This window comes from Streptomyces sp. NPDC030183 (assembly GCF_055573455.1).
Genome location: NZ_JBVIBK010000002.1, coordinates 315,780 through 340,091 on the forward strand (window position 1 = coordinate 315,780; position 24,312 = coordinate 340,091).

The following is a 24,312-nucleotide window of genomic DNA, read 5'->3' on the forward strand; positions in this document are numbered from 1 at the left end:
CCAGCCCCACCCGCCACACTCCCAGCCGCAGCCGCAGCCGCAGCCGCAGCCGCAGCCGCACTCCCAGCCGCAGCCGGAGTCTCCCTCTCAGGCCGCCCCGGTGCCCGCCCTGTTCACCTGGGAGTTCGCCACCGACCCCTACCCTGCCTACGCCTGGCTCCGCGAGCACGCGCCCGTGCACCGCACGAAGCTGCCCAGCGGCGTGGAGGCATGGCTGGTCACCCGGTACGCCGACGCCAAGCAGGCCCTCGCCGACCAGCGTCTGTCCAAGAACCCGGCGCACCACGACGAGCCCGCGCACGCCAAGGGCAAGACCGGTATCCCCGGTGAGCGCAAGGCCGAGTTGATGACGCACCTGCTGAACATCGACCCGCCGGACCACACCCGGCTGCGCCGCCTGGTCTCCAAGGCGTTCACGCCGCGCAGGGTCGCCGAGTTCGCCCCCAGGGTGCGGGAGCTGACGGACGACCTCATCGACCGGTTCGCGCAGAAGGGCGAGGCCGACCTCATCCACGAGTTCGCCTTCCCGCTCCCGATCTACGCGATCTGTGACCTGCTCGGCGTCCCCCGCGAGGACCAGGACGACTTCCGGGACTGGGCGGGGATGATGATCCGGCACGGCGGAGGGCCGCGCGGCGGCGTCGCCAGGTCGGTGAAGAAGATGCGCGGCTATCTCGCGGACCTCATCCACCGCAAGCGTGCGGCGCTGCCCGCCGAACCCACCCCTGGCGAGGACCTCATCTCCGGTCTCATCCGGGCCTCGGACCACGGTGAGCACCTCACCGAGAACGAGGCGGCCGCCATGGCCTTCATCCTTCTCTTCGCCGGTTTCGAGACCACCGTCAACCTCATCGGCAACGGCACCTACGCCCTGCTCACCCACCCCGAGCAGCGCGCCCGCCTCCAGACCTCCCTCGGCGCGGGCGAGACGGCCCTGCTGGAGACCGGCGTCGAGGAACTCCTCCGCTACGACGGTCCCGTGGAGCTCGCCACCTGGCGGTTCGCCACGCGGCCGCTGAGCATCGGCGGGCAGGACATCGCCGCCGGCGACCCGGTGCTGGTCGTCCTCGCGGCGGCGGACCGCGACCCGGCCCGCTTCGCCGACCCCGACACCCTCGACCTCTCCCGCCGCGACAACCAGCACCTCGGCTACGGCCACGGCATCCACTACTGCCTGGGCGCCCCCCTCGCCCGCCTGGAGGGGCAGACCGCGCTGGCGATGCTCCTCACCCGCCTGCCCGACCTGCGGCTCGCGGCCGACCCCGCCGACCTGCGCTGGCGGGGCGGTCTCATCATGCGCGGACTGCGCACGCTTCCCGTCGAGTTCACACCGCGTCAGGGCTGGTGAACGGGCCGTACCCCTATCAGGAACAGCGGCGGAAAGTGACACACCCTCAAGTTCGTGATCTTCACGTGATCTCCGCTGCATTAACTTGTGACAACTGATCGTCTACGGATACGTTCACACGTCAGTGCGAAGGATGGTCACATCCCTCGCACAGCTCTCTGCTGTCGCGTGAAAGGCAACCGCATGCTCTCCGGGAACGGTCGTCACCGTCGCCCCCGTCAGGCTCCGGCACTCCTCGTCGCGGCCGGAGTGACCGGCTCCGCCATCGCCATCCCGCTCCTCGGCGCCACCGGCGCGAGCGCGGCCAGCGGAACCACCTGGGATCAGGTGGCGGAGTGCGAGAGCGGCGGCTCCTGGAGCGCGGACACCGGGAACGGGCGCTACGGCGGCCTCCAGATCTCCCAGGCGAACTGGGAGCGCCACGGCGGCCTCGACTACGCGACCAGCCCCGACCAGGCCAGCCGTTCGCAGCAAATCGCGGTCGCCGAGAGAATCCTCGCCGATCAGGGTGTCGGCGCCTGGTCCACCTGCGGACTCCTCCACAACCTCGACGGTGACTCCGCCTCGGCCGACGTGGACACAGGCGTGGCGGGAGATTCCTCCAGCTCGGGTGATTCGTCCGGTTCATCCAGTTCATCCGGTAACTCCACCAAGTCCACTGACTCCTCTGATTCATCCGGTTCATCCGTTTCATCGGACTCCTCGGATTCCTCCGGATCGCCTGATGGGTCGGGTTCATCGGAATCGTCTGATTCGTCCTCCGATGTCGCTGGCGCCTCCGAGGACTCCGCCGAGGCCGACACCGCCGACGGCTCGCAGGAATCCGGCAGCTCGGCCCCGGATGACGCCAAGAGCGGCGACTCGGACAACTCCGCGCGGAGCGACACGTCTTCCACCAGCGGCGATGTCGATGGCGGCACCGGTCGCCACCGTGGCGCGAGCGCCGAGGAAGGCGTCCACGCCGACGCCGCCGACTCCCGCGGCGAGACCTCCGCCGGCCGTCATGCCTCCCGCGGCGGCGACGCCTCCCGTGAGGCCGTCGACGGCTCGTACACCGTCCGCCCCGGGGACAGCCTGACCGCCATCGCCGACTCCCTTGAGGTGGGCGGCGGGTGGCGGGAGCTGTACGCCGAGAACGAGGGCACGGTCGGAACCGACCCGGACCTCATCCTTCCCGGTCAGACCCTGGAAGTCGGTGCCGAAACGGGCGAAAAGTAGCGGCAGTTCGGGTCATGGTTCGCCCCTTGATGTCCGTTTTGATCTCGGTGGGAGATGAATCACAGACCCCCTGATCGTCTTTGAAATTCGGCGAATCACGTGTTTACGGTCGTGACCGCTCGCCACAGCGGGCCCTTGCGGTCGTCACGCCGAATCCTGCCGACGGCCGCTCGGAACAGTCGTCGCGTCAAGCGCCGTAGGCAGGAGCGGGGGACCCAAGGTTTGCGCCGGGTCCGGCGGTTGAGGCCCTTCGGGGTCACGCCGCCGGCACCGGCTCGGGGTGAAGCCGCATCACGTGCGCCGGAAGGCGAGCGGGTGCGGCCGGGCAACTCAACCGGCCCGAACCCGACAGCTCACCTCGTAGGCGTCGGTGAGGGGATCACTCCATGCTGTTTTCCAGCAAGGGCAAGCACCGTCGTCCGTCCAGGACCGCTCGCGCCATCGCCGTCGCCGGTGTCACCGGCGCCGCCGCGATCGCCGCCCCGCTCATGGCGGCCGGCAGCGCCTCCGCCGCCACCGAGTCCGAGTGGGACGCCGTCGCCCAGTGCGAGTCCGGCGGTGACTGGTCCATCAACACCGGCAACGGCTACTACGGCGGTCTGCAGTTCTCGGCCTCCACCTGGGCCGCGTACGGCGGCACGCAGTACGCCTCCACGGCCGACCAGGCCAGCAAGGCCCAGCAGATCGCCGTCGCCGAGAAGGTCCTCGCGGGCCAGGGTGCGGGTGCCTGGCCGGTCTGCGGCAAGGGTCTGTCCAGCGCCTCGTACGACGGCGCCGCCGCCTCCTCCGGCAACTCCGGCTCGGACTCCTCCTCTTCCTCGTCGCAGGAGAGCACTCAGGAGACCCGCGCCTCGCGTTCCTCCGAGCGCGCCACCGTCGAGACCCCGACCGGCAAGAAGGTCAAGAAGGGCGACGGCGAGTACAAGGTCGTCAGCGGTGACACCCTCAGCAGCATCGCCGCGAAGAAGAACGTCAAGGGTGGCTGGGAGAAGCTCTTCGAGCTGAACAAGGACATCATCGACGACGCCGACTTCATCTACCCCGGCCAGCAGCTCCACCTGAGCTGACGACCGGACCAGGACCGATGGTTCGGCCGGGCCGAAAAATGGCCGCTCCCCGGCTGAACCTCGGTCCGCTCCCGGCCGTGTCCTCCTGAGTGAAGACCTCGTGAGGGCCGCCCCCCGTCCCCACGGGCTCCCCGCCCCGGTGCGCATTCCCCCGTACGCACCGGGGCGGGGTTTTTCTGTGTCCGGGCCTGCTCCGCCCATCTGTCCGGGCCCGCTCCGCCCACCTGTCCGGCCCTCCGCCGACCCTTCTGTTCACTTTCCCGCCCACCCCCCTTTGTTCCGGGCTGGAACAATGGGTACGGTCTGTCTGTCCACGGGACGGTCGGTCGGCTGCCGACGGGCCCGGGGCGGTTAGGCTCTAGTCGCATGGCCCTCGTGGCCCCGCACCAACGCGTCACATCCCAAGAAGGAGATGCTCGTGCCGTCCATCGACGTCGTCGTAGCCCGGGAAATCCTGGACTCCCGAGGCAACCCCACGGTCGAGGTCGAGGTCGGCCTCGACGACGGCAGCACCGGTCGTGCCGCCGTCCCGTCCGGCGCCTCCACGGGCGCCTTCGAGGCCATCGAGCTCCGTGACGGCGACCCCAACCGCTACCTCGGCAAGGGCGTCGAGAAGGCGGTCCTCGCCGTGATCGAGCAGATCGGCCCGGAGCTGGTCGGCTACGACGCCACCGAGCAGCGCCTGATCGACCAGGCCATGTTCGACCTGGACGCCACCGACAACAAGGGCTCCCTCGGCGCCAACGCCATCCTCGGCGTCTCCCTCGCCGTCGCCCACGCCGCCTCCGAGGCCAGCGACCTGCCGCTCTTCCGCTACCTGGGCGGCCCGAACGCGCACCTGCTGCCCGTTCCGATGATGAACATCCTGAACGGCGGCTCGCACGCCGACACCAACGTGGACATCCAGGAGTTCATGATCGCCCCGATCGGCGCGGAGTCCTTCTCCGAGGCGCTGCGCTGGGGTGCCGAGGTCTACCACACCCTCAAGAAGGTCCTGAAGCGCAAGGGCCTCAACACCGGCCTCGGCGACGAGGGCGGCTTCGCCCCGAACCTGGACTCCAACCGCGCCGCCCTCGACCTCATCCTGGAGGCCGTCAACGAGGCCGGCTACACCCCCGGCGAGCAGATCGCCCTGGCGCTCGACGTCGCCGCCTCCGAGTTCTACAAGGACGGCGTGTACGTCTTCGAGGGCAAGGAGCGCACCGCCGCCGAGATGACGGACTACTACGCGGAGCTCGTCGACGCGTACCCGCTCGTCTCCATCGAGGACCCGCTGTTCGAGGACGACTGGGACGGCTGGAAGACCATCACCGAGCGCCTCGGCGACAAGGTGCAGCTCGTCGGTGACGACCTGTTCGTCACCAACCCCGAGCGTCTCGCCCGTGGCATCGAGGAGGGCGCGGCCAACGCGCTGCTCGTCAAGGTCAACCAGATCGGCTCGCTCACCGAGACCCTGGACGCCGTCGAGCTGGCCCAGCGCAACGGCTTCAAGTGCATGATGTCCCACCGCTCCGGCGAGACCGAGGACGTCACCATCGCCGACCTCGCCGTCGCCGTGAACTGCGGCCAGATCAAGACCGGCGCCCCGGCCCGCTCGGACCGCGTCGCCAAGTACAACCAGCTGCTGCGCATCGAGGAGATCCTCGACGACGCCGCGGTGTACGCCGGCCGCAGCGCGTTCCCGCGCTTCAAGGGCTGACACCAGTAGGGCGGCAGTAGGAAGCGTCGCACGTACGTCCCCGTACCCGGTCCCGTACCGTGTGCGGGGACGTACGCACGTAGGGACCGTAGGAAGGGGAAGTGGGACATGCCCGTGAAGGACCGGGACCGTTTCTCCACCGCGACCCGGCTGAAGCTGCTCGGCGAGCAGACGGCCGCCCGGGTCTACCGCTCCCAGACCCGGCGCCAGGCCCGCCGCTCCCGGCTCACCGGCCGCGCCGCACTGCTCGCCCTCGTCCTCTGCTCGATGATCGTGGCCCTCGCCTACCCCATAAGGCAGTACGTCTCCCAGCGCGCCGAGATCGCCGACATGCGGCGGCAGCGCGAGGAGGCGCGCGAGCGCGTCGAGGAGCTGCGCGACCTCAAGGCGCGCTGGCAGGACGACGCGTACGCCGAGCAGCGCATCCGGGAGCGGCTGCACTACGTCATGCCGGGCGAGACCGGCTACATCATGATCGACCCGGACGCGGCGAAGCAGTCCCGCACGACGCAGGGGGCGGCCGACCTCCCCTGGTACACCAACGTCTGGGACGGGGTCGACAAGGCCGACGCCGCCGACCAGTAACCGACCAGAGCTCCAGAGGACTTACGTACAGGTATGGACACGCCCCCGCCCTCCACTCCGCGCACCGAGCCCACCGACGCGGACGTCGAGGCCTTCCAGCAGCAGCTCGGCCGCCCGCCGCGCGGACTGCGCGCGATCGCGCACCGCTGCCCGTGCGGGCAGCCGGACGTCGTCGAGACGGCGCCGCGCCTGCCGGACGGGACGCCGTTCCCGACGACGTACTACCTGACGTGTCCGCGGGCCGCCTCCGCGATCGGCACGCTGGAGGCGAACGGCGTGATGAAGGAGATGACGGAGCGGCTGGCGGCGGACCCCGAACTGGCCGCCGCCTACCGCGCCGCGCACGACGACTACATCGCCCGCCGCGACGAGATCGAGGTCCTGGAGGGCTTCCCGAGCGCGGGCGGCATGCCGGACCGCGTCAAGTGCCTGCACGTCCTCGTGGCGCACTCGCTGGCCGCCGGGCCCGGGGTGAACCCGCTCGGCGACGAGGCGATCGCGATGCTGCCGGAGTGGTGGGCGAAGGGACCGTGTGTGATTCCCGCGGGGCCGCCGGCAGGTGAGGGCTGGGACGTGGACGCGAGCGAGTCCGGCTACTTCGCGTCCAAGCCCGTCGATCCGGAGGAGGACGCCCAGTGACCCGTGTCGCCGCCATCGACTGCGGTACCAACTCGATCCGGCTGCTCGTCGCCGACGCCGACCCCGCAACGGGTGAACTCGTCGATCTGGAGCGCCGGATGACGATCGTCCGGCTCGGCCAGGGCGTCGACCGCACGGGCCGCCTGGCGCCCGAGGCGCTTGAGCGGACGTTCGCCGCGTGCCGTGAGTACGCGGCGGTCATCAAGGAACTCGGCGCGCAGCGGCTGCGGTTCGTGGCCACGTCCGCCTCGCGGGACGCGGAGAACCGGGACGAGTTCGTCCGGGGCGTCATGGACATCCTCGGTGTCGAGCCCGAGGTGATCTCCGGCGACCAGGAGGCCGAGTTCTCCTTCACCGGCGCCACCAAGGAGCTGCTGGGCCGGGACGATCTGGCCAAGCCGTTCCTGGTGGTGGACATCGGCGGCGGCTCCACGGAGTTCGTCGTCGGCGACGACCACGTGCGCGCCGCGCGTTCCGTGGACATCGGCTGCGTGCGGATGACGGAGCGCCACCTCGTCCGGGACGGCGTCGTCGTCGATCCCCCCGGCCCCGAGCAGATCGCGGCCGTCCGCGCCGACATCGAGGCAGCCCTGGACCTCGCCGAGCGGACCGTGCCGCTGCGCGAGGCGCACACCCTCGTGGGGCTCGCCGGATCGGTCACGACGCTGTCCGCGATCGCGCAGGACCTCCCCGCGTACGACTCGACGGCCATCCACCACTCCCGGATCCCCTATGAGCGCGTCAGGGAGATCACCGAGGGGCTGCTGTGCTCCACCCACGCCGAGCGGGCGGCGATCCCCTCGATGCACCCCGGGCGGGTGGACGTGATCGCCGCCGGGGCCCTCGTGCTGCTCGCGATCATGGAGCGGATCGGGGCCGAGGAGGTCGTGGTGAGCGAACACGACATCCTGGACGGGATCGCCTGGTCCGTCGCGTAGTCCCGGGGCCGGTTCCGGGCGTTCTCCCGGTCGGCCCCGGGCTCGTGTGAGGACCTGTTTACTACTCGCCGGTAGCCTCTGTTGAGCTGTTCGGATAACGTATGAGCGCCTCCGAGGGGTGCTCGGGCACCCCTCGTTGACCCGCCGCCGTAAAACTTCGTGAAGTTCTTCACAAGAGAATCGGCCCTGTTGGGCGACGTTTTGAGGCTCCGCAGAGCCTTCGGGGGCTCCAGGGGGTCGGGAGGGTGCCTTCGAAGGGGCCATGGAGGGTGCTCGTCCGGGTGAAAACCGGGCCCCGATCGGAGTGTCGGCGAGGGGTCCGCAGGGCCGGAAGGGCAGTTCACGCGGCATTGACAACGGTCGGCCGTGCGGCGTGGTTCCCTCATCGGGCGAGGACCTGGATCAGGAGGGCCGCGCAGTGTAGCAGAGGGGCTGGGGAAGCTTGTGAAGGGGCGCACGAGCACCCCTCGGATGGCGGGTACATACTCGATGGCATGAGCACCACGGAGCGTCCCAGGATCCTCGTAGTAGGCGGTGGGTACGTAGGCCTGTACGCAGCTCGGCGCATCCTCAAGAAGATGCGCTACGGAGAGGCGACCGTCACGGTCGTCGACCCCCGGTCGTACATGACCTACCAGCCCTTCCTCCCCGAAGCCGCCGCCGGCAGCATCTCCCCGCGGCATGTCGTCGTCCCGCTGCGACGCGTGCTGCCCAAGGCGGAGGTCCTCACCGGTCGGGTCACCACCATCGACCAGGACCGCAAGGTCGCCACCGTCGCGCCGCTGGTCGGCGAGGCGTACGAGCTGCCCTTCGACTACCTGGTGATCGCGCTCGGCGCCGTCTCCCGCACCTTCCCGATCCCCGGCCTCGCCGAGCAGGGCATCGGCATGAAGGGCATCGAGGAGGCCATCGGCCTGCGCAACCACGTGCTGGAGCAGCTCGACAAGGCCGACTCCACGACCGACGAGGACGTCCGCCGCAAGGCGCTGACCTTCGTCTTCGTGGGCGGTGGCTTCGCCGGCGCGGAGACCATCGGCGAGGTCGAGGACATGGCCCGCGACGCCGCGAAGTACTACAAGAGCGTGTCGCGCGAGGACATGCGGTTCGTGCTCGTCGACGCCGCCGACAAGATCCTTCCCGAGGTCGGCCCGAAGCTCGGCAAGTACGGCAAGGAGCACCTCGAAGGCCGCGGTGTCGAGGTCTACCTCAACACCTCCATGGAGTCCTGCGTCGACGGCCACGTCGTGCTGAAGAACGGCCTGGAGGTCGACTCCAACACAATCGTCTGGACCGCCGGCGTCAAGCCGAACCCGGTCCTCTCCCGCTACGGCCTCCCGCTGGGCCCCCGCGGTCACGTGGACACCGCCCCGACCCTCCAGGTCCAGGGCACGGACTACATCTGGGCCGCCGGCGACAACGCGCAGGTGCCGGACGTCGCCGCCCGCAAGGCCGGCGTCGAGAACGCCTGGTGCCCGCCGAACGCGCAGCACGCGCTGCGTCAGGCGAAGGTCCTCGGCGACAACGTGGTCTCCGGTATGCGGGGCTTCCCGCAGAAGGAGTACGCGCACTCCAACAAGGGCGCGGTGGCGGGCCTCGGCCTCCACAAGGGCGTCGCGATGATCGTCATGGGCAAGATGAAGATCAAGCTCAAGGGCCGTCTCGCCTGGTACATGCACCGTGGCTACCACGGTCTGGCCATGCCGACCTGGAACCGCAAGATCCGCGTCTTCGCGGACTGGACGCTCGCGATGTTCCTCAAGCGCGAGGTGGTCTCCCTCGGCGCGATCGAGTCGCCTCGCGAGGAGTTCTACGAGGCGGCCAAGCCGGCCCCGGTCGCTGCGGCTGCGGCTGCCGCCAAGACCGAGGAGAAGGCCAAGGCCTCCTGACCTCTTCCGGTCACCTCCCTTCTGTTCGACCCGAAGGACCTTCCGCCATCCGTGGTGCGGGGGGTCCTTCGGAGTTTGGGGGCGCCTGGTAGCTCGGGGGTGCGCGGTTCGTCGGCGGGTGCGGGTGGGTCGTGGTTTCTCGCGCAGTTCCCCGCGCCCCTGAAAAGCGCGGGCTGCGCCCGTTCCTTCAGGGGCGCGGGGAACTGCGCGAACAACCCCCACTCACTCGCACCCGAACAACACACCCCCTACCGGGACTACGGCGGAGCCCCGCCCGTGTTTACCGTGGCGTTGGACATTCCGGGATCTGCTGTCACGGAGGTGTGCGCCATGCAGGACGCCGCGTCGCGGCTGACGAGCCTGTTCGAGCAGGCACTGGGGGCCCCGCTCCCGGTCCGGCTTCGGGCGTGGGACGGTTCGGAGGCCGGCCCCCCTCAGGCCCCCGCGCTGGTGGTACGGAACCGCAGGGCCCTGCGCCGGCTGCTGTGGAAGCCGGGCGAGCTGGGCCTGGCCCGTGCCTGGGTCGCCGGTGACCTGGGCGTCGAGGGGGACCTGTACGCCGTACTGGACCTGATGGCCGGGCACGTGTGGGAGCGGGACGAGGACGCCAGGGGGCTGGGTGACGCCCTGCGTGACCCGGAGGTCCGCGCGGCCGTCCGGGGGCTGTTGAAGCTGGCCGGGCCCGCCGTCCTGGTGCCGCCGGAGCCGCCCCGCGAGGAGGTGCGCAGAACCCGCCACCTGCACACCAGACGCAGCGACAAACGGGCCGTCAGCCACCACTACGACGTGGGCAACGACTTCTACGAGATCGTCCTCGGCCCGTCGATGGTGTACTCCTGCGCTTACTGGGAGACCGCCGACGGCACCCTCGAAGCCGCCCAGCGCGCCAAGCTCGACCTCATCTGCCGCAAGCTCGCCCTCGCACCGGGGCAGCGCCTCCTCGACGTCGGCTGCGGCTGGGGCTCCATGGCCGTGCACGCCGCCCGCGAGTACGGCGTCCGCGTCGTCGGCATCACCCTGTCCCAGGAACAGGCCGCGTACGCCCGCAAACGCGTCGCGGACGAGGGGCTGACCGACCGCGTCGAGATCCGCGTCCAGGACTACCGGGACGTCACCGACGGGCCCTACGACGCCATCTCCTCCATCGGCATGGCCGAACACGTCGGCGCCGACAAGTACCTGGAGTACGCCGAGAACCTGTACGCCCTCCTCCGGCCCGGCGGACGGCTCCTCAACCACCAGATCTCACGCCGGCCGCGCTCCGACGAGAGCGCGTACTCCATCGACGGGTTCATCGACGCGTACGTCTTCCCCGACGGTGAACTCGCCCCCATCGGCACCACCGTGACCCAGCTCGAACGCGCCGGGTTCGAGGTCCGCGACGTGGAGTCCCTGCGCGAGCACTACGGCCTCACCCTGCGCGCCTGGGTCGCCAACCTCGAAGCCCAGTGGTCCCGGGCCGCCACCCTCGCCGGGCCGGGCCGCGCCCGCGTGTGGCGCCTGTACATGGCCGCCTGCGCCCTCGGCTTCGAACGCAACCGCCTCGGCGTCAACCAGGTCCTCGCCGTGCGGACGTCGCAAGAGGGTGCCTCGGAGCTGCCGCTCAGGACCCGCACCTGGGGCGGCTGACAGCCCGTACGCCCGCGGGGCCCGTTCCTGGACGGAACGGGCCCCGCGGGCGTCTGCCGCTGCGGCGCCGCTACTCCGCCTTGATCGCGGCCAGCATGTTCAGCTTCGCCGCGCGCCGGGCCGGCCACATCGCGGCCAGGACGCCCACCGTGCCGGCCAGCAGCAGGAAGACACCCATCCGGGCCCAGGGCAGGACCAGTTCGTACGTCGGCATCCGGGAGGCGACCAGCTCACCGGCGGCCCAGCCGAAGAAGACACCGAGACCGATGCCGAGGACACCGCCGAACAGTGAGATGACCAGGGACTCCAGACGGACCATCCGCTTGATGTTGCGGCGGTCGAGGCCGATCGCACGGAGCATGCCGATCTCCTGGGACCGCTCGAAGACGGACATGGCCAGGGTGTTGATGACGCCGAGGACGGCGACGATCACGGCCATGGCCAGCAGGCCGTACAGCAGGTTCAGCATCAGCGTGAACATCTGGGCGATGTCGTCGGAGAGGTCGTCGCCGTCCTGGATCTTGATGGCCGGGTTGTCGCCGAGGGCCTTCGCCAGCCGGTCCTTGGTGGCGTCCGAGGCGCCGGACGAGGTCTTCACCATGACCATCATGTCGGCCGGGCGGGTGTCGGCGGGCAGCCGCTCGGCCAGCGTCCGGTTGTCCAGGAGGATGCCCCGGATCAGCTCGTTGGCCTCGTAGACCCCGGCCACGGTCAGCTTCCGCTTCCCGCCCTCGAACCCTGCCGTGAGGGTCGTCCCGGCCTTCCAGCCGTTGCGCTTCGCGGTCTCGGTGTCCACCACGACCTTCGTGCCGCCGACCTCGAACCTGCCCTGGTCGACGGGGAACTTCGTCACCTCGGCGATCGCGTCGCCGTTGACGCCGGTGACGAACTCCGTCCGCCCGTCGATGCGGGACTCGGCATTGCGCAGCGGAGAGACCGCCGTGACGCCCTCGGCGCCGGCGAGCTTCTTCTCCACGTCGGGGGAGAGGTAGTTGCCGTTGGCCATCGAGACGACGTAGTCCGCCTTGATGGAGTCGGCGGCCATCTTGCCGATGGCGGTCTGCAGGCTGCCCGCCATCACCGTCATACCGGTGATCAGGGTGAGGCCGATCATCAGGGCCGAGGCGGTGGCCGCGGTGCGGCGCGGGTTGCGCACCGAGTTCTGCCGGGCGAGCTTGCCGGAGACCCCGAAGACGCGCAGCACGGGGGCGGCGGCCGCGATCAGCGGGCGTGACAGCAGCGGCGTCAGCACGAACACGCCGATGATCAGCAGCACGGCGCCGATCCCCATCGGGACCTGGCCGTCGGAGCCCTCCAGCGTCGTGGCGTACAGGACGGTGGCGATGCCCGCGCCGGAGAACAGCGCGCCGATCGTGTTCCGTACGACGAGGGACCTGGTCGTGGCCTTCGCGTGGACGCTGCTCATCGCCGCCACCGGCGGGATCTTCGCCGCGCGCCGGCCCGGCAGCCAGGCGGCCAGCATGGTGATCAGCACACCGACCAGCAGGGCGGTGGCGACCGTGCCGGGGGTGACCACCAGCGGGCCGTCGGGCACGGTGTCGCCGAGCGTCCCGATCAGCGCCCGCATGCCCGCGCCGATGCCGACACCGACGGCCAGACCGGCGACCGCGGCGACCGCGCCCACCACGAACGCCTCGACCAGCACCGAACGCGTCACCTGGCGGCGGGAGGCGCCCACCGCCCGCAGCAGGGCCAGCTCCTTGGTGCGCTGGGCCACGAGCATCGTGAAGGTGTTGGCGATGATGAACGTGCCCACGAACAGGGCGATGCCGGCGAAGACCAGCAGACCGTTCTTCAGCCCGCTCATCGACGCGGCGATCTGCGTGGCCTGCTGGGACGCGAGCTGCTCACCGGTGATCGTGGTGGCGACGTCCTCGGGGAGGGCCTTGTCGATGGCCGACCGGAGCCGGTCCTGGCCGGTGCCGGGCGCCGCGGTCACGGTGATCTCGTCGAACTCGCCCTCGCTGTGGAAGAGCTTCTGGGCGGTCGCCGTGTCGAACAGGGTGAGGCTGCCGCCCGCGGCGACGTTGCCGTCGTCCGTCGTGAAGATCCCGCTGATCCTCGGCGTGAGGACCGGGCCGTCGACGGACAGCCGGACGGTGTCGCCGACCTCGTACCCGGCCCGCTCGGCGGTCTTGGCGTCGATGGCGATCTCGTGCGCGCCCCGGGGAGCCCGGCCCTCCTCGATCGGGTACCTGGGGTCGTCCTCGCCCCAGTAGTTGCCGCCCTGCGACTGGAAGCCGCCGCCGATCAGCTCGCCGTCCTTGTCGGCGAGCGCGGTGAAGCCGGTGACGACACCGGTCGCGGACTCGGCGCCGGGCACCCGCTCGACCTTCTCCAGCAGCGCGGGCGTCAGCTTCGGCTGCTCGGCGATCCGGTCGCCCTCGTCCGGGCGGTACGCCTGCTGGACCGCGACGTCGACATGGTCGAAGCCCTTGGCGGAGCTCTTCTGGTAGGCGTCCGAGATGGTGTTCGTGAAGACCAGCGTCCCCGACACGAAGGCGACGCCCAGCATCACGGCGAGCACGGTCATGAGGAGTCTGGCCTTGTGCGCGAGCACATTGCGCAGGGCGGTACGGAACATGAAGGGGGTCCCTGTTCGGGGTCGGGTGGTGAGGTGGACGGGGGCGGAGGGCACTGCCGCCGGACGGGAACGGGGAGGGCCGGGTTCCCGAGGGACACGACCTAGCTGGTGCGGCCCTTCGCGTCGAACCGCTTCATGCGGTCCAGGACGGAGTCCGCCGTCGGCTCGTACAGCTCGTCCACGATCCGTCCGTCGGCGAGGAAGACGACCCGGTCCGCGTACGCCGCCGCCACCGGGTCGTGCGTCACCATCACCACGGTCTGCCCCAGTTCCCGCACGGAGTTGCGCAGGAAGCCCAGGACCTCGGCGCCCGAGCGGGAGTCGAGGTTCCCGGTGGGCTCGTCGCCGAAGATGATGTCCGGCCGGGAGGCGAGGGCCCGCGCCACCGCGACGCGCTGCTGCTGGCCGCCGGAGAGCTGGGAGGGCCGGTGGCTCAGCCGGTCCGCGAGACCGATCATCCCGATCACGGTGTCCAGCCACTGCTTGTCCGGCTTGCGACCCGCGATGTCCATCGGGAGGGTGATGTTCTCCAGCGCGGTCAGCGTCGGCAGCAGGTTGAACGCCTGGAAGATGAAGCCGATCTTGTCCCGGCGGAGCTTGGTGAGCTGCTTGTCCTTCAGGGAGCCCAGCTCGGTGTCGCCGATGCGCACGGACCCGGCGGAGAAGCTGTCCAGGCCGGCCACGCAGTGCATCAGCGTGGACTTCCCGGATCCGGAGGGGCCCATGATCGCGGTGAACTGGGCCTGCCGGAAGTCGACGGTCACCCGGTCCAGGGCGACGACCCGGGTCTCGCCCTGTCCGTAGACCTTCGACAGTTCCGTGGCGCGGGCGGCCACGGCGGTGGCCCGGTCGGCGAGGGGAGTGGTGGTCACGGGGGAACTCCTGTCGGGGGCGAAGTCGTTCGGACGGTTCGGGGGATGAGCGCGGATGCACGGGGTGCGGACGCACGGGGTGGTGTCCGGCGTTTCCAGCGCTGTCTCCATCGTCGCCTCGGGGCGCCGCCGTGTAGTCAGCCGCTGTTCCGGTTCCGGGGGCAGACTTCTGACGGACGGAGGGGCGCGCCGTCATACCTGGGTATGACGGCCGTCCCGGAGAGAGGGGCCGTGGAACGGCGGTATTCGGCCGGTTTGGCCTACACGAGTCAGTCGTCAGCGTGCGGGCCGTCGGGAGGCCGCTCGTTCGGGCGGTGAAATTCCGTCATTCCGCATACGCCGGGCCGCACCGTCCGAAAGGCTATTGGCAAGTGCGGATGGCGTGTTCCATGGGCTGATGCACCCTCAGACGTCAATAAAATAAGACAACATCGGTCCGCTGTTCCGCTGTTCGGGGGAAGCCTCCCGATAGGCTCGGAACCTCAGCGCGGAGCCCATGGCCTGCCCGGATGGTGGAATGCAGACACGGCGAGCTTAAACCTCGCTGCCCCTCGCGGGCGTACCGGTTCAAGTCCGGTTCCGGGCACCTTCCCTCACAGGGTGTGAGTGCGTGAGAACCCGTTGTCACCGCAACGGCGCGCTGACGCGGTGCTGCAAAGATCGCCCCGGCCCCCGGAACGGTGTGTTCCGGGGGCCGGGGCGTGTCGGTCCGCTCACTCCGGCGGGGAAGCCGCCGGGGCGCGGTCGGCCAGGGAACGGACCAGGGACGTCCAGAACTCCGGGGTGTACTCCGTGATCCGCGGCCGGGGCGTGCCCTTGGGCCAGGTGAAGGCGATGCCCGGATTGTGTAGACCGGTGCCGTCGGGGAGGAAGAAGTGCGGACTGCCGCGCACCTCCGGCGCCTTGGACTCCTCCCACTGGTCGAAGAGGACCTGGCGGCAGGTGCCGCGGCGCAGCGCCCGGTCGAGGTGACCGGTGTCGACCAGCGGGCAGCCCTCGGCCACCGCGAGGATCTCGGAGTGGACGCTGACGCAGCGGGACTCGGCGTAGAAGGCGTGGCGCAGGGCCGCGTCGAGCTGGTCGGAGGCGGCCAGCCCCGCCTCCCGGGTGCCGGGCTGGGTCTTGACCGCCTGGACCGCCTCCATGGCGGGCAGCAGGGTCACCGGGTAACCGGACTCCGGGCCCTGCCAGTCCGTCCACCCGAGCGCGGGTTCCCGCTCGGCCACGGCGGCGATCTCGGGGTCGAGGATCCACTTGGGGGTGGGCCGGGAGTTGAACAGCTCCAGCGGGAACGCCCGGTGGTCGACGGCGAGCAAGACCCCCTCCGCGGCGGCCGCGCGCCGCAGGTTGAACAGCCCCAGAGAGGCCCAGGGGCAGCCGATGTCGGAGTACACGGTCACGGTGTTCGTCACAGTGGCCGTCGCGGGGTTCGTCACGGTGTTCGTCACGGGCGTTCCGTTTCTCAGCGGGCCGCGGCCAGGGCGGGGCTGGCCGCCTCCGGGCGGGTGAAGGCGCGGTTGTGGTAGACCAGCGGCTCCTGGTCCCCGACGTACACGGCTTCCACCCGGCCCACGAGAATACTGTGGTCGCCGCCGTCGAGCACCGCGTGAGCGGTGCAGGCCAGGCGGGCCGTGGCGCCGGGCAGGCCGGGCAGGTCCAGTTCGCAGGGGACCATGTCGCCGGTGGCGAACTTGTCGTGGCCCGAGCGGGCGAAGTGCTGGGCGATCGCGGCCTGTTCGGCGGACAGGATATTGATCATGAAGCGCTCGGCGGCCACGAACGCGTCGTGGGAGCCGGCCGACTTGGCGGGGCAGACCAGCACCAGCGGCGGGTCCAGGGAGAGCGAGCTGAACGAGCTCGCGGTGAATCCCCAGCGCCGGCCGCTGTCGTCCGTGGTGGTCACGATCGTGACGGGGCTGGGCACTTGGGCCATGGCGCGGGTGAAATCCGATGGGGCGACGGCGGACATCGGTCCTCCAGGGGCCGGGATGCGGATGGTGGCGGTGGGGAGGGACCGGCGGCCCCTCCCCGTGCGGAGGGACCGGCGGCCCCTCCCCGTGCGGAGGGACCGGCGGCCCCTCCCCGTGAGGTCCGTGCGGATCAGGCGCTGGTCTCGCGCTGCGCGGTGAACCCGCCGGGTACCGCCGGTTCGGCGTCGAGCCAGATACCGGACGCGGTGCCGAAGCGGGGCCGCTCCGGGTCCCGGCCGTCCCAGATGGTCTCGCCGCGGCGGACGGTGACGTCGGGGCGGCCGGTGAAGGTCCAGCCCTCGTACGCCGACCAGCCGACCTTGGCGTAGGTGTGCTTGGCGGCCATGATCCAGGTGACGTCCGGGTCGAACAGCGTGAAGTCGGCGTCGAGACCGACCGCGATCCGGCCCTTGCGGCCGCCCAGCCCGAACAGGTCGGCCGGCCCCTCGGCGGTGAGCCGGGCGACGTGCCGCATGGCCTCGTCGGTGGACATGGCCGGGTAGCGGCGCCGCATCCCCGTGTACAGGGCGATGATCAGCTCCTGCACCCCGGGCAGCCCGGGCGGGGCGTCCGCGGGGGCCAGGAGCTTCTCCTCGACGGTGTGCGGGGCGTGGTCGCTGCCGAGGCTGGCGACACTGCCCTCCATCACCGCGTCCCACAGCCGGCCCTTGTCCTTCTCGCAGCGGATCGCGGGACGCAACCGGATCCGGGCGCCGAGCCGCTGGGTGTCGGGCGCGGAGAAGGACAGGTGGTGCGAGGTCACCTCGTACGTGATGGGCAGGCCCGCCTTCGCGGCGGCCTTCAGCAGGTCCGACTCCTCGGAGGAGGAGACGTGCAGGATGTGCGCGGCGGTGCCGTGCTTGCGCACCAGTTCGATGACCCGGGACGAGGCGACGATGCCGCCCGTGCGCGGGTGCGCGGACTCGTAGGCGTCGTAACCGGCAGGCGGGGCCTGCGTCTCGTCCAGCAGCGAGAAGACGCTGTCGTCCTCCGCGTGCAGGACCAGCCGGATGCCGCGTTCGGCGGCGACCTGGAAGATCCGGTCGAGGACGACGGGGTCGCGGATGATGTTGGGCGCGGTGTGGTGACCGGTCATGAAGACCTTCACCGAGGTCGCCTGGCGGGGCTGGAGGCGGCGCAGGTTCTCCACGCTGTCGACGGTGACGCCCATGTGGAAGCGGAAGTCGACCAGGGAGTCACCGGAGACCGTGGACGCCTTCTCCGCGGCCAGCTCCGGTTCGATCAGCGGCGGTTGGGTGTTGGGCATGTCGATGACGGTGGTGACACCGCCGGCGGCCGCCGCCCGGCTGCCGTGCGCCCAGTCCTCCTTGTGGGTGAGGCCCGGCGTACGGAAGTGGACGTGCGGGTCGATGCCGCCGGGGAGCAGATAGCGGCCCCCCGCGTCGATGGTCTCCTTCGCGGGCGGCTGTTCGCCGTCCGCGAGGATCGCCGATATTCGCTCACCGGAGACGGCGAGGCCTCCGGACCTGACCCCGTCAGGGGTGACTACGCGCGCGTTGGTGACGACGAGATCGTAGGACTGCGTCACAGGTCCTCCGGGTCTGTGGATGGGCCGGTTCGTGGATGGGCCGGTTCGTGGACGGGCCGGTTCGTGGACGGGCGGGTCGGTGGATGAGGTGGTGCCGCGGCGGCCGGGGTCAGGCGGTCGTCCAGGAAGCGCTGACCAGTTCCCTGGCCAGGTCGTTGGTCGGGCCCATGAGGCCGACCGCGCGGGCGTCGCGGGCCAGCTTGTTCAGCGGGTGGTCGTGCAGATAGCCGGCGCTCCCCAGCAGCCGCAGCGCCTCCTGCACGACCTCCTCCGAGATCCGGGAGCAGAGGATCTTGCTGTAGAGGGTGGTGTTGCCCGGTTCCGCGGAGTCCCGGCGGGCCGACGCGTCGACCAGGGAGCGGGCGGCCTCGACCTTCGCGGCGAGGTCCACCAGCCGGTGACGTACCGCCTGCTGGCCTTCGAGGCCGCGGCGCTGCGCGTGGGCGAACGCCGTCCGGTACGCGGCGGCGGCGATCCCCGCCGAGACGGCGCCCAGCGTGGCACCGGACTCCCGCACCCCGGCGATGATCCGGACCGCCGCGCCCACCGGGCCGAGCACCGCCGAGTCGTCGGCCTCGCAGGCGGTCAGCTCGACGAACCCGGTCGCCGAGGAGCGCATGCCGACCAGGTCCATGCCGGTGTTGGCGAACAGGCCCGGGTTGCCCGCCTCGATGAGGAAGAACGTCTGGCCGTCGCTGCCGTAGGTGCTGGCGAAGCCGTCGGTCGGCGCCGACGTCTGGGCGAGCACCAGGTACACGTCCGCCAGCCCCGCTCCCGTGGTGAACGCCTTCGCGCCCTCCAGCAGCCAGTCGCCGCCCTCGGTGCGCCGCGCCTTGGTGGCGAGGTTGCGCTTGTCGGCGCCCGAACCGGACTCGCTCCACGCGGAGGCGGCGATCCACTCGCCGCTCGCCAGCCGCGGCAGGTAGCGCTCGCGCTGGGCCTCGCTGCCCCACTCGCTGATGCGGGAGCTGACCGCGTAGTGCTGGAACAGGATGATCGCGACCGACGGGTCCGCGGCGGCCGTCAGTTCGATCAGCCGGTTGGTGAGCAGGGAGTCGCCCCCCTGGCCGCCGTACTCCACGGCGATGGCCGCGCCGAGGATGCCGGAGGCGCGCAGGGCGGTGAAGACCTCCTCCGGGAGCTCGGCGGCCGCGTCCGCGCTCTGCGCGTGCCGGTGCAGGACCTCGGTGAGGCTCGCGTAACGCTCGGCGAGTTCGGCGCGGGTCGCGGCCCCGGTGCCCGCCTCCGTGAGGGTCAGACCGCCAGCGGGAGCCATGCCGTTTCCTCCTTGTAGTCGTAGTTCTTGAGCGAGGCGATGCACGCCGGCTCGTCGAGCTGGGCGAGTTTGCGGCTGACGCTGACCCAGTGCAGGGTGTCGGCGCCGTCGCCGCGCCCCGCCACCGACGCCGCGGCGGCGGTGCTGCCGCCCGGGGTGTCGATCTCGATGACACCGCGCGCCAGCCCGGCCCGGCGGGCCAGCCGCTCGGGGACGGTGCCGGGGATGCTGGAGGCCGCGGCCAGGCAGGTGGTGCCCGTCAGCGCGATGCTGGGATGCCACTTGGGCACCGAGATGGCCCGCACCGCGAGCCGGCCCTCCGTGTACTGGCCGACGGCCGCGATCTTCGGGAAGACCCCGTCGACGGGCCACTTGAGCAGCTCGCAGGCGGCCGTACGGATCTGAAGCATGCGCGCGTACATGTCGTCGCCCGCCCCGAACAGCTCGTCCACGCTGTTCAGGCCCAACTCCTCGGCGTCCACGAACACATAGGGGTTGCCCATGGAGACCAGGGACGCCTCCTGCACCCCGGTGCCGGTGATCAGCTGGTCCAGCGGGTTGCCGGTGAGCAGGAGCTCGTCGAGGCGGGCCCCCGCGTCCTGGAGGAAGTGCACGGTGAAGCTGCCGCTGCGGCGGCGCGCCTCGTCCACCTCGCACACCACGTGGTCGCCGTTGTTGATGACCCGGACCCGGACCCGGCCGCCGGGAGCGAGCTTGGGCAGCCACGCCTGGCCGTCGGCGGCGACCACCGAGGCGAGGATGGAGTGCCCGCAGCTGCCCTTGAAGTCGAACCGGTCGACGCCGCCGGTCAGCCCCTGAACGAACCGGTAGTCCAGGTCGAACATGGGGTGCGCGGAGGGCTCGACGAGCGCGAACTTGAGGATGTCGCCGCGGCCGTTGGCCTCCAGCCACTCCCGGATCCGGGTGAGCACCGGCGTGAGCCGCTCCTCGTCCCGGGGCAGCTGGCGGTGGTCCAGAACCAGGGTGGGGGTCGGGGCCCCCACGGCCCGCGCGATGTAGCCGATCACACCGTCACCCCCGGGACGCTCCCGGCGGCCGTGCCGGCGGGCGAGCAGAACTGGTCCAGCCACAGCTCGTGCACCATCAGCGACCAGATGGCCAGCGATGCCCGGTCGTTGGGGGACTGGGCCTGGACGCGGAACAGCTCCTCGACCTTGCGCGGGTTCAGCTTGCCGCCGCGGCGCAGCCGGTCCTCGGCCAGCAGGTCGCGGGCGTGGTCGAACAGCGCCTGGCCCGGCTGGAGCATGGCGGTGATGGGCAGGGTGAACGGCTGCTTCGGACGGTTCAGGACCGACTCCGGCAGCAGTCCGTCGGCGGCGGCGTAGAGGACCTTCTTGCGGCGGGTGCCGTCGATCTTGAGGTCGGCCTTGAGGGAGCGGGCGTAACGGACGACGCTCGGCTGGCAGAACGGCAGCCGCACCTCGACCGAGGCCGACATCGACAGGTGGTCGACGCGGCGCAGGTGGTAGGCGGGCAGCCGCTCGCCGATCTCGAACTCGGTGAGCGTGGTCATCCGGTCGGCGGTGGAGGCGCGCAGCCGCTCGGTGATCTCCTCGGCGGCGGAGCCGTTGGCCGTGACGAAGCCGAGGTACTCCGAGGAGTACAGGCTCTCCCGGAGCTGCTTCGGGACGGCGGCGAGGGCCTCGACGTAGTCCGGCACCCAGTCCGTGCCGAAGGGGGCGTCCATGGCCTTCTTCAGCCGGTCGTAGCCGCCGAACAGCTCGTCGGCCGCGTCCCCGGTGATGGCGACCTTGAAGCCGGCGTCCCGGACCGCGCCGAACAGGGCGTACGTGGACAGGGTGATGGGGTCGGCGTTGGGCTGACCGAGGTGCCACACGACGTCGGCCAGCAGCGACGGGAAGGTCGCCGGGTCGATCTCCACCTGGTGGTGGGTCGTACCGGCCCGCTCGGCGACCTCCCGGGCGAAGGCCCGCTCGTCGGACGGCCAGGTTCCGGTGTACGCGATGTTGAAGGAGTGCAGGTCGCGCACCTTCTCGGCGGCCAGCACGGTGACGAGGCTGGAGTCCAGGCCGCCGCTGGTGATCGCGGAGACGGGGACGTCGGCCTCGGTGAGCCGGTGCACCTCCGTGCGCAGCAGCGACCGCACGTGCTCGGCGGCCTCCGCCTCGGCGCAGTGGGGGGCGCGGGTACCGGCGGTGGGGCGGATGGTGACGTGCATGCCGCCGGCGCGGGTGACCCGGACGGTCGCGGCCGGCGGGAGCACCTTCACGCCCTCGAACATGGTCTGCTCGCCGAACGGCGTCTTCGTCGCCAGATAGGCGTCGAGGCCCGCCTCCGTGGGAGCGGCCCCCACGTTGCGGAACGACAGCAGGGCGGGCAGCTCGGACGCGAAGTACAGGTGCCGCCGGGCCGCGTCCCAGTGGTAGTACAGCGGCTTCATGCCGACCTCGTCGGTGGCGAGGTAGAGCGTCGGCTCACCGCGCAGGTCGACGACGGCCACCGAGTACATGCCGTCGAGGTACTCGGGGAAGGCCGCCCCGTACTCGGCGTACAGGGCCGGGATGACCGAGCCGTCGCAGGTGTCCTTGAAGGTGTGGCCGCGGGCGGAGAGCTTCTGCCGCAGCTCGTCGTGGTTGTAGATCTCGCCGTTGAAGACGACGACGATGTCCTCGCCGAGGGTGTACGGCTGGTCCCCGCCGTCGAGATCCATGATCGCGAGCCGGTTGTTGCCCAGCGCCCAGCCCGCGCCGTACGCGTGGGTCTGCGCGTCGGGGCCGCCGTGCCGCTGGGCCGCCGCCACGGACCGCAGTTCGTGCGGCGTGGCCAGGGCGTCGAAGTGGCCGAATATTCTGCACATGTCTGAAGATCACCGGACCTTTGTCGAGACACCGGCGCGCTGGTAGAGCACCGGATCGAACGGAGTGGGGCCACCGCACGTGGCGAAGCGGGGAGCGGCGGGGTCTTCGTCGGGGTGCCGGGTGCCGTGCGGCACACCGGGGGGCGCGTAGAGCACGTCGCCGGGCTCGGCGTCGTACCACTGGCCGTCGAGGTGGAGCTGGCCCTTGCCCTCGAAGGCGATGAACGCCTCCTCGCTCTCGGGGTGGACGTGGACGTTGAAGTACTCGCCGGGCTGCATGAAGCCGCAGTGGAGGCACAGCTGCGGGGAGCCGGTGCCAGGCCAGAAGAGGAAGTTCATGGTGGCGGTCCTGGCGGACGCCTCCGCCTGGCCGGTGCCGGTGAAGCCCTTCAGCTGGGTCTCCTCGTTCCACAGCCGGGAGAAGCGGCGGGGCTCGGTGCCGGGGGCGCGGTCGGGGCGCAGCGTGGTGTTCCACACGTAGGCCGTGAGGTCCATGCCGGCGTCGGCGCTCAGCTCGTACAGGTCGCCGGTCGGCGTGTACACCGTGTCGGCGCGGCTGACGCGCCGGCGGGCGGCGCCGGAGGCGGCGGAGCCGGAGCCCGCGAAGACGACCACGACGTTCTCCTCGTGCGCCGAGGACTGCGGCCGCCACACGGCGCCGCTGGGCACCTGGACCACGTCGAGCCGTACGATCCGCGCGCCGAGGTGCGGGCCGACCGCTGTCGCGACCCGGCAGCCGTCAAGCTGACGGAACTCCAGTTCGCCGGACTTGATGACGGCGCCCTGGACGGTTGCGGTGCTCATGGCTTTCCTTTCGCTGGGGGCGTGCGGGGCGGGGGGAGGGGAGCTGGGCGAGGACGATGCCGGCCAGGACGGCGGCGGCTCCGGCGAGCTGCGGCGGGGTGAAGCCCTGGCCGAGCACCACCAGCCCGAGCAGCGCGGCGACGACCGGGCTGAGCAGGCCCAGGAGGGACACGGCCACGGCGGGCAGCCGTTCCACACCGCGGAACCACACGGTGTAGGCGAACACCGCGCCCACCAGGCACAGATAGCCGTATGCCGTTAGATTCACGGTCGTGACCCGCTGGGGGAGCCCCTCGAACAGCAGGGTGAGGGGCAGCAGGAACAGTCCGCCCAGGGCGAGTTGCCAGCCGGTGAAGGCCACCAGCCCGGCCGGGCGGCCCCACCGCTTGGTGAGCACGATGCCGAGGGCCATGCAGCCGGCGCAGCCCAGCGCGGCGGCCACCCCGACCGGGTCGAGGGCGGTGGCGGAGGCGCCCACCAGCAGCGCCACGCCCGCCGTGCCGAGCAGACAGGCCGCCAGGTCCCGGCCGCGGGCCCGCTCGCCGAGCAGCGGCACGGCGAGACCGAGGACGAGCATCGGCTGGAGGGAGCCGATCAGCGCGGCGATGCCTCCGGGAAGGCGGTACGCCGCCACGAACAGCAGGGCGAAGAACGCGCCGATGTTGAGCACGCCGAGCACGGCGGCCCGCCCGATCCACACGCCCCGCGGCAGGCTGCGCGTGATCAGGACCAGCAGCAGCCCGGACGGCAGGGCGCGGACCGTCGCGGCGAGCAACGGGCGGTTCTCCGGCAGGAACTCGGTGGTGACGAGGTAGGTGCTGCCCCACACCATCGGCGCGAGCGCGGCGGACACGGCGTCGGCCGCACGGGGTCGCACGGACATTCGGGCCCCTCCTCTCATCAGGGGTGGGTCTGTGCCGAGCGTCTCCGGTTGCGGTCCCGTGTCCGTCCCGGTGTGATTCCTTCCGGTTCCCGTCGGTAGTTCTAGGGATCTGGTGGTTCGCGGTGAAAACGCACGTCGGGCCCGTGCCCGGCGCTCGGCCGGGACACGGGCCCGAAAAGGGGTGCGGAAGGGGAGGGGCGGTTGCTACGGGGGCCGCCCGTGGATCAGGCGGCGGTCTTGACGGAGATGGCCTCGTTGACCAGCTCCAGGTACTGGCGGGGCGTCTCGGCGTCCGTGACGGCGTCCTCGTCGAGGGTCACGTCGTAGTCGCGCTCGATGCGGCCCGTGGTCTGCAGGACGGCCAGCGAGTCGTAGCCGAGGACCTCGAACGGGACGTCCAGCACATCGCCGTCGAGGTTCACCGCCTCGGCCTCACCGGCGCACTCGCGCAGCAGGTCGGTCAGCTCGGTGATGGTGAGTGCGGGCATGGGGTCTTCCTCTCAAT

The 24,312-nt window shown here is 71.0% G+C and carries 20 protein-coding genes, 1 tRNA gene and 1 riboswitch; of the genes, 10 read left to right on the plus strand and 11 right to left on the minus strand.

Going from position 1 to position 24,312, the window contains the following annotated elements:
* The first annotated feature begins 100 nt into the window (after positions 1-100).
* The 9 genes from ACZ4Z2_RS04270 (at position 101) to ACZ4Z2_RS04310 (ending at position 11,009) form a co-directional block, all read left to right on the plus strand.
* Complete coding sequence (locus ACZ4Z2_RS04270; protein ID WP_468072343.1) at positions 101-1,348, plus strand: cytochrome P450 family protein; 1,248 nt, start codon at positions 101-103, stop codon at positions 1,346-1,348.
* Between the two features lie 183 nt (positions 1,349-1,531).
* Complete coding sequence (locus ACZ4Z2_RS04275; protein WP_468072167.1) at positions 1,532-2,566, plus strand: transglycosylase family protein; 1,035 nt, start codon at positions 1,532-1,534, stop codon at positions 2,564-2,566.
* Between the two features lie 182 nt (positions 2,567-2,748).
* A riboswitch (cyclic di-AMP (ydaO/yuaA leader) is annotated at positions 2,749-2,948 on the plus strand.
* Between the two features lie 4 nt (positions 2,949-2,952).
* The gene (locus ACZ4Z2_RS04280; protein WP_468072169.1) at positions 2,953-3,633 is read left to right on the plus strand and encodes a transglycosylase family protein; all 681 of its coding nucleotides are present in this window, start codon (positions 2,953-2,955) and stop codon (positions 3,631-3,633) included.
* Positions 3,634-4,051: 418 nt separating this feature from the next.
* On the plus strand, positions 4,052-5,332 hold the full coding sequence (gene eno, locus ACZ4Z2_RS04285) for a phosphopyruvate hydratase (RefSeq protein ID WP_107424049.1): 1,281 nt from the start codon (positions 4,052-4,054) through the stop codon (positions 5,330-5,332).
* A 108-nt stretch (positions 5,333-5,440) separates the two neighbouring features.
* Entirely contained in the window at positions 5,441-5,917 is a 477-nt protein-coding gene (locus tag ACZ4Z2_RS04290; RefSeq protein WP_468072171.1) for an FtsB family cell division protein, read from the plus strand.
* Between the two features lie 33 nt (positions 5,918-5,950).
* Entirely contained in the window at positions 5,951-6,556 is a 606-nt protein-coding gene (locus ACZ4Z2_RS04295) for a DUF501 domain-containing protein (protein WP_468072173.1), read from the plus strand.
* Positions 6,553-7,494, plus strand: coding sequence for a Ppx/GppA phosphatase family protein (locus ACZ4Z2_RS04300; RefSeq protein WP_468072175.1), 942 nt, complete (start codon positions 6,553-6,555; stop codon positions 7,492-7,494). The genes ACZ4Z2_RS04295 and ACZ4Z2_RS04300 overlap by 4 nt, the downstream gene beginning before the upstream one ends.
* Before the next feature lie 494 nt (positions 7,495-7,988).
* On the plus strand, positions 7,989-9,380 hold the full coding sequence (locus tag ACZ4Z2_RS04305) for an NAD(P)/FAD-dependent oxidoreductase (protein ID WP_468072177.1): 1,392 nt from the start codon (positions 7,989-7,991) through the stop codon (positions 9,378-9,380).
* A 330-nt stretch (positions 9,381-9,710) separates the two neighbouring features.
* The gene (locus ACZ4Z2_RS04310; RefSeq protein WP_468072179.1) at positions 9,711-11,009 is read left to right on the plus strand and encodes a class I SAM-dependent methyltransferase; all 1,299 of its coding nucleotides are present in this window, start codon (positions 9,711-9,713) and stop codon (positions 11,007-11,009) included.
* 70 nt (positions 11,010-11,079) lie between these two features.
* On the opposite strand, the gene ACZ4Z2_RS04315 is transcribed toward ACZ4Z2_RS04310, so the two are convergent.
* Together ACZ4Z2_RS04315 and ACZ4Z2_RS04320 are read right to left on the minus strand one after the other, a co-directional pair.
* Positions 11,080-13,614: an ABC transporter permease gene (locus tag ACZ4Z2_RS04315; protein ID WP_468072181.1), complete on the minus strand. Its 2,535-nt coding sequence runs from the start codon at positions 13,612-13,614 to the stop codon at positions 11,080-11,082.
* Between the two features lie 101 nt (positions 13,615-13,715).
* Complete coding sequence (locus ACZ4Z2_RS04320) at positions 13,716-14,486, minus strand: ABC transporter ATP-binding protein (RefSeq protein WP_468072182.1); 771 nt, start codon at positions 14,484-14,486, stop codon at positions 13,716-13,718.
* A gap of 503 nt (positions 14,487-14,989) precedes the next feature.
* Between ACZ4Z2_RS04320 and ACZ4Z2_RS04325 the strand changes: the two genes are divergently transcribed.
* Positions 14,990-15,072 (plus strand) — tRNA-Leu (locus ACZ4Z2_RS04325).
* 127 nt (positions 15,073-15,199) lie between these two features.
* Here the strand turns inward: ACZ4Z2_RS04325 and ACZ4Z2_RS04330 are convergent.
* The 9 genes from ACZ4Z2_RS04330 to ACZ4Z2_RS04370 form a co-directional block, all read right to left on the minus strand.
* On the minus strand, positions 15,200-15,934 hold the full coding sequence (locus ACZ4Z2_RS04330) for a DsbA family oxidoreductase (protein WP_468072184.1): 735 nt from the start codon (positions 15,932-15,934) through the stop codon (positions 15,200-15,202).
* A 14-nt stretch (positions 15,935-15,948) separates the two neighbouring features.
* A complete protein-coding gene (locus tag ACZ4Z2_RS04335) occupies positions 15,949-16,455 on the minus strand; it encodes a flavin reductase family protein (RefSeq protein WP_468072186.1) in 507 nt (168 codons plus the stop codon).
* Between the two features lie 131 nt (positions 16,456-16,586).
* Positions 16,587-18,005, minus strand: coding sequence for a dihydroorotase (locus tag ACZ4Z2_RS04340; protein WP_468072188.1), 1,419 nt, complete (start codon positions 18,003-18,005; stop codon positions 16,587-16,589).
* A 109-nt stretch (positions 18,006-18,114) separates the two neighbouring features.
* Positions 18,115-19,281, minus strand: a complete 1,167-nt coding sequence (locus ACZ4Z2_RS04345) for an acyl-CoA dehydrogenase family protein (protein ID WP_468072190.1) — start codon at positions 19,279-19,281, stop codon at positions 18,115-18,117.
* The gene (locus ACZ4Z2_RS04350; RefSeq protein WP_468072192.1) at positions 19,260-20,372 is read right to left on the minus strand and encodes a PrpF domain-containing protein; all 1,113 of its coding nucleotides are present in this window, start codon (positions 20,370-20,372) and stop codon (positions 19,260-19,262) included. Before ACZ4Z2_RS04350 ends, ACZ4Z2_RS04345 begins: the two co-directional genes overlap by 22 nt.
* Entirely contained in the window at positions 20,306-22,120 is a 1,815-nt protein-coding gene (gene asnB / locus ACZ4Z2_RS04355) for an asparagine synthase (glutamine-hydrolyzing) (RefSeq protein ID WP_468072194.1), read from the minus strand. Before asnB ends, ACZ4Z2_RS04350 begins: the two co-directional genes overlap by 67 nt.
* Positions 22,121-22,129: 9 nt before the next feature.
* Positions 22,130-22,924, minus strand: coding sequence for a cupin domain-containing protein (locus tag ACZ4Z2_RS04360; protein WP_468072196.1), 795 nt, complete (start codon positions 22,922-22,924; stop codon positions 22,130-22,132).
* Positions 22,860-23,807 carry an EamA family transporter gene (locus tag ACZ4Z2_RS04365; RefSeq protein ID WP_468072198.1) on the minus strand — a complete coding sequence of 316 codons (948 nt, stop codon included), beginning with the start codon at positions 23,805-23,807 and terminating at the stop codon, positions 22,860-22,862. The genes ACZ4Z2_RS04360 and ACZ4Z2_RS04365 overlap by 65 nt, the downstream gene beginning before the upstream one ends.
* A gap of 224 nt (positions 23,808-24,031) precedes the next feature.
* Positions 24,032-24,295, minus strand: a complete 264-nt coding sequence (locus tag ACZ4Z2_RS04370; RefSeq protein ID WP_468072200.1) for an acyl carrier protein — start codon at positions 24,293-24,295, stop codon at positions 24,032-24,034.
* Positions 24,296-24,312 lie beyond the last annotated feature (17 nt).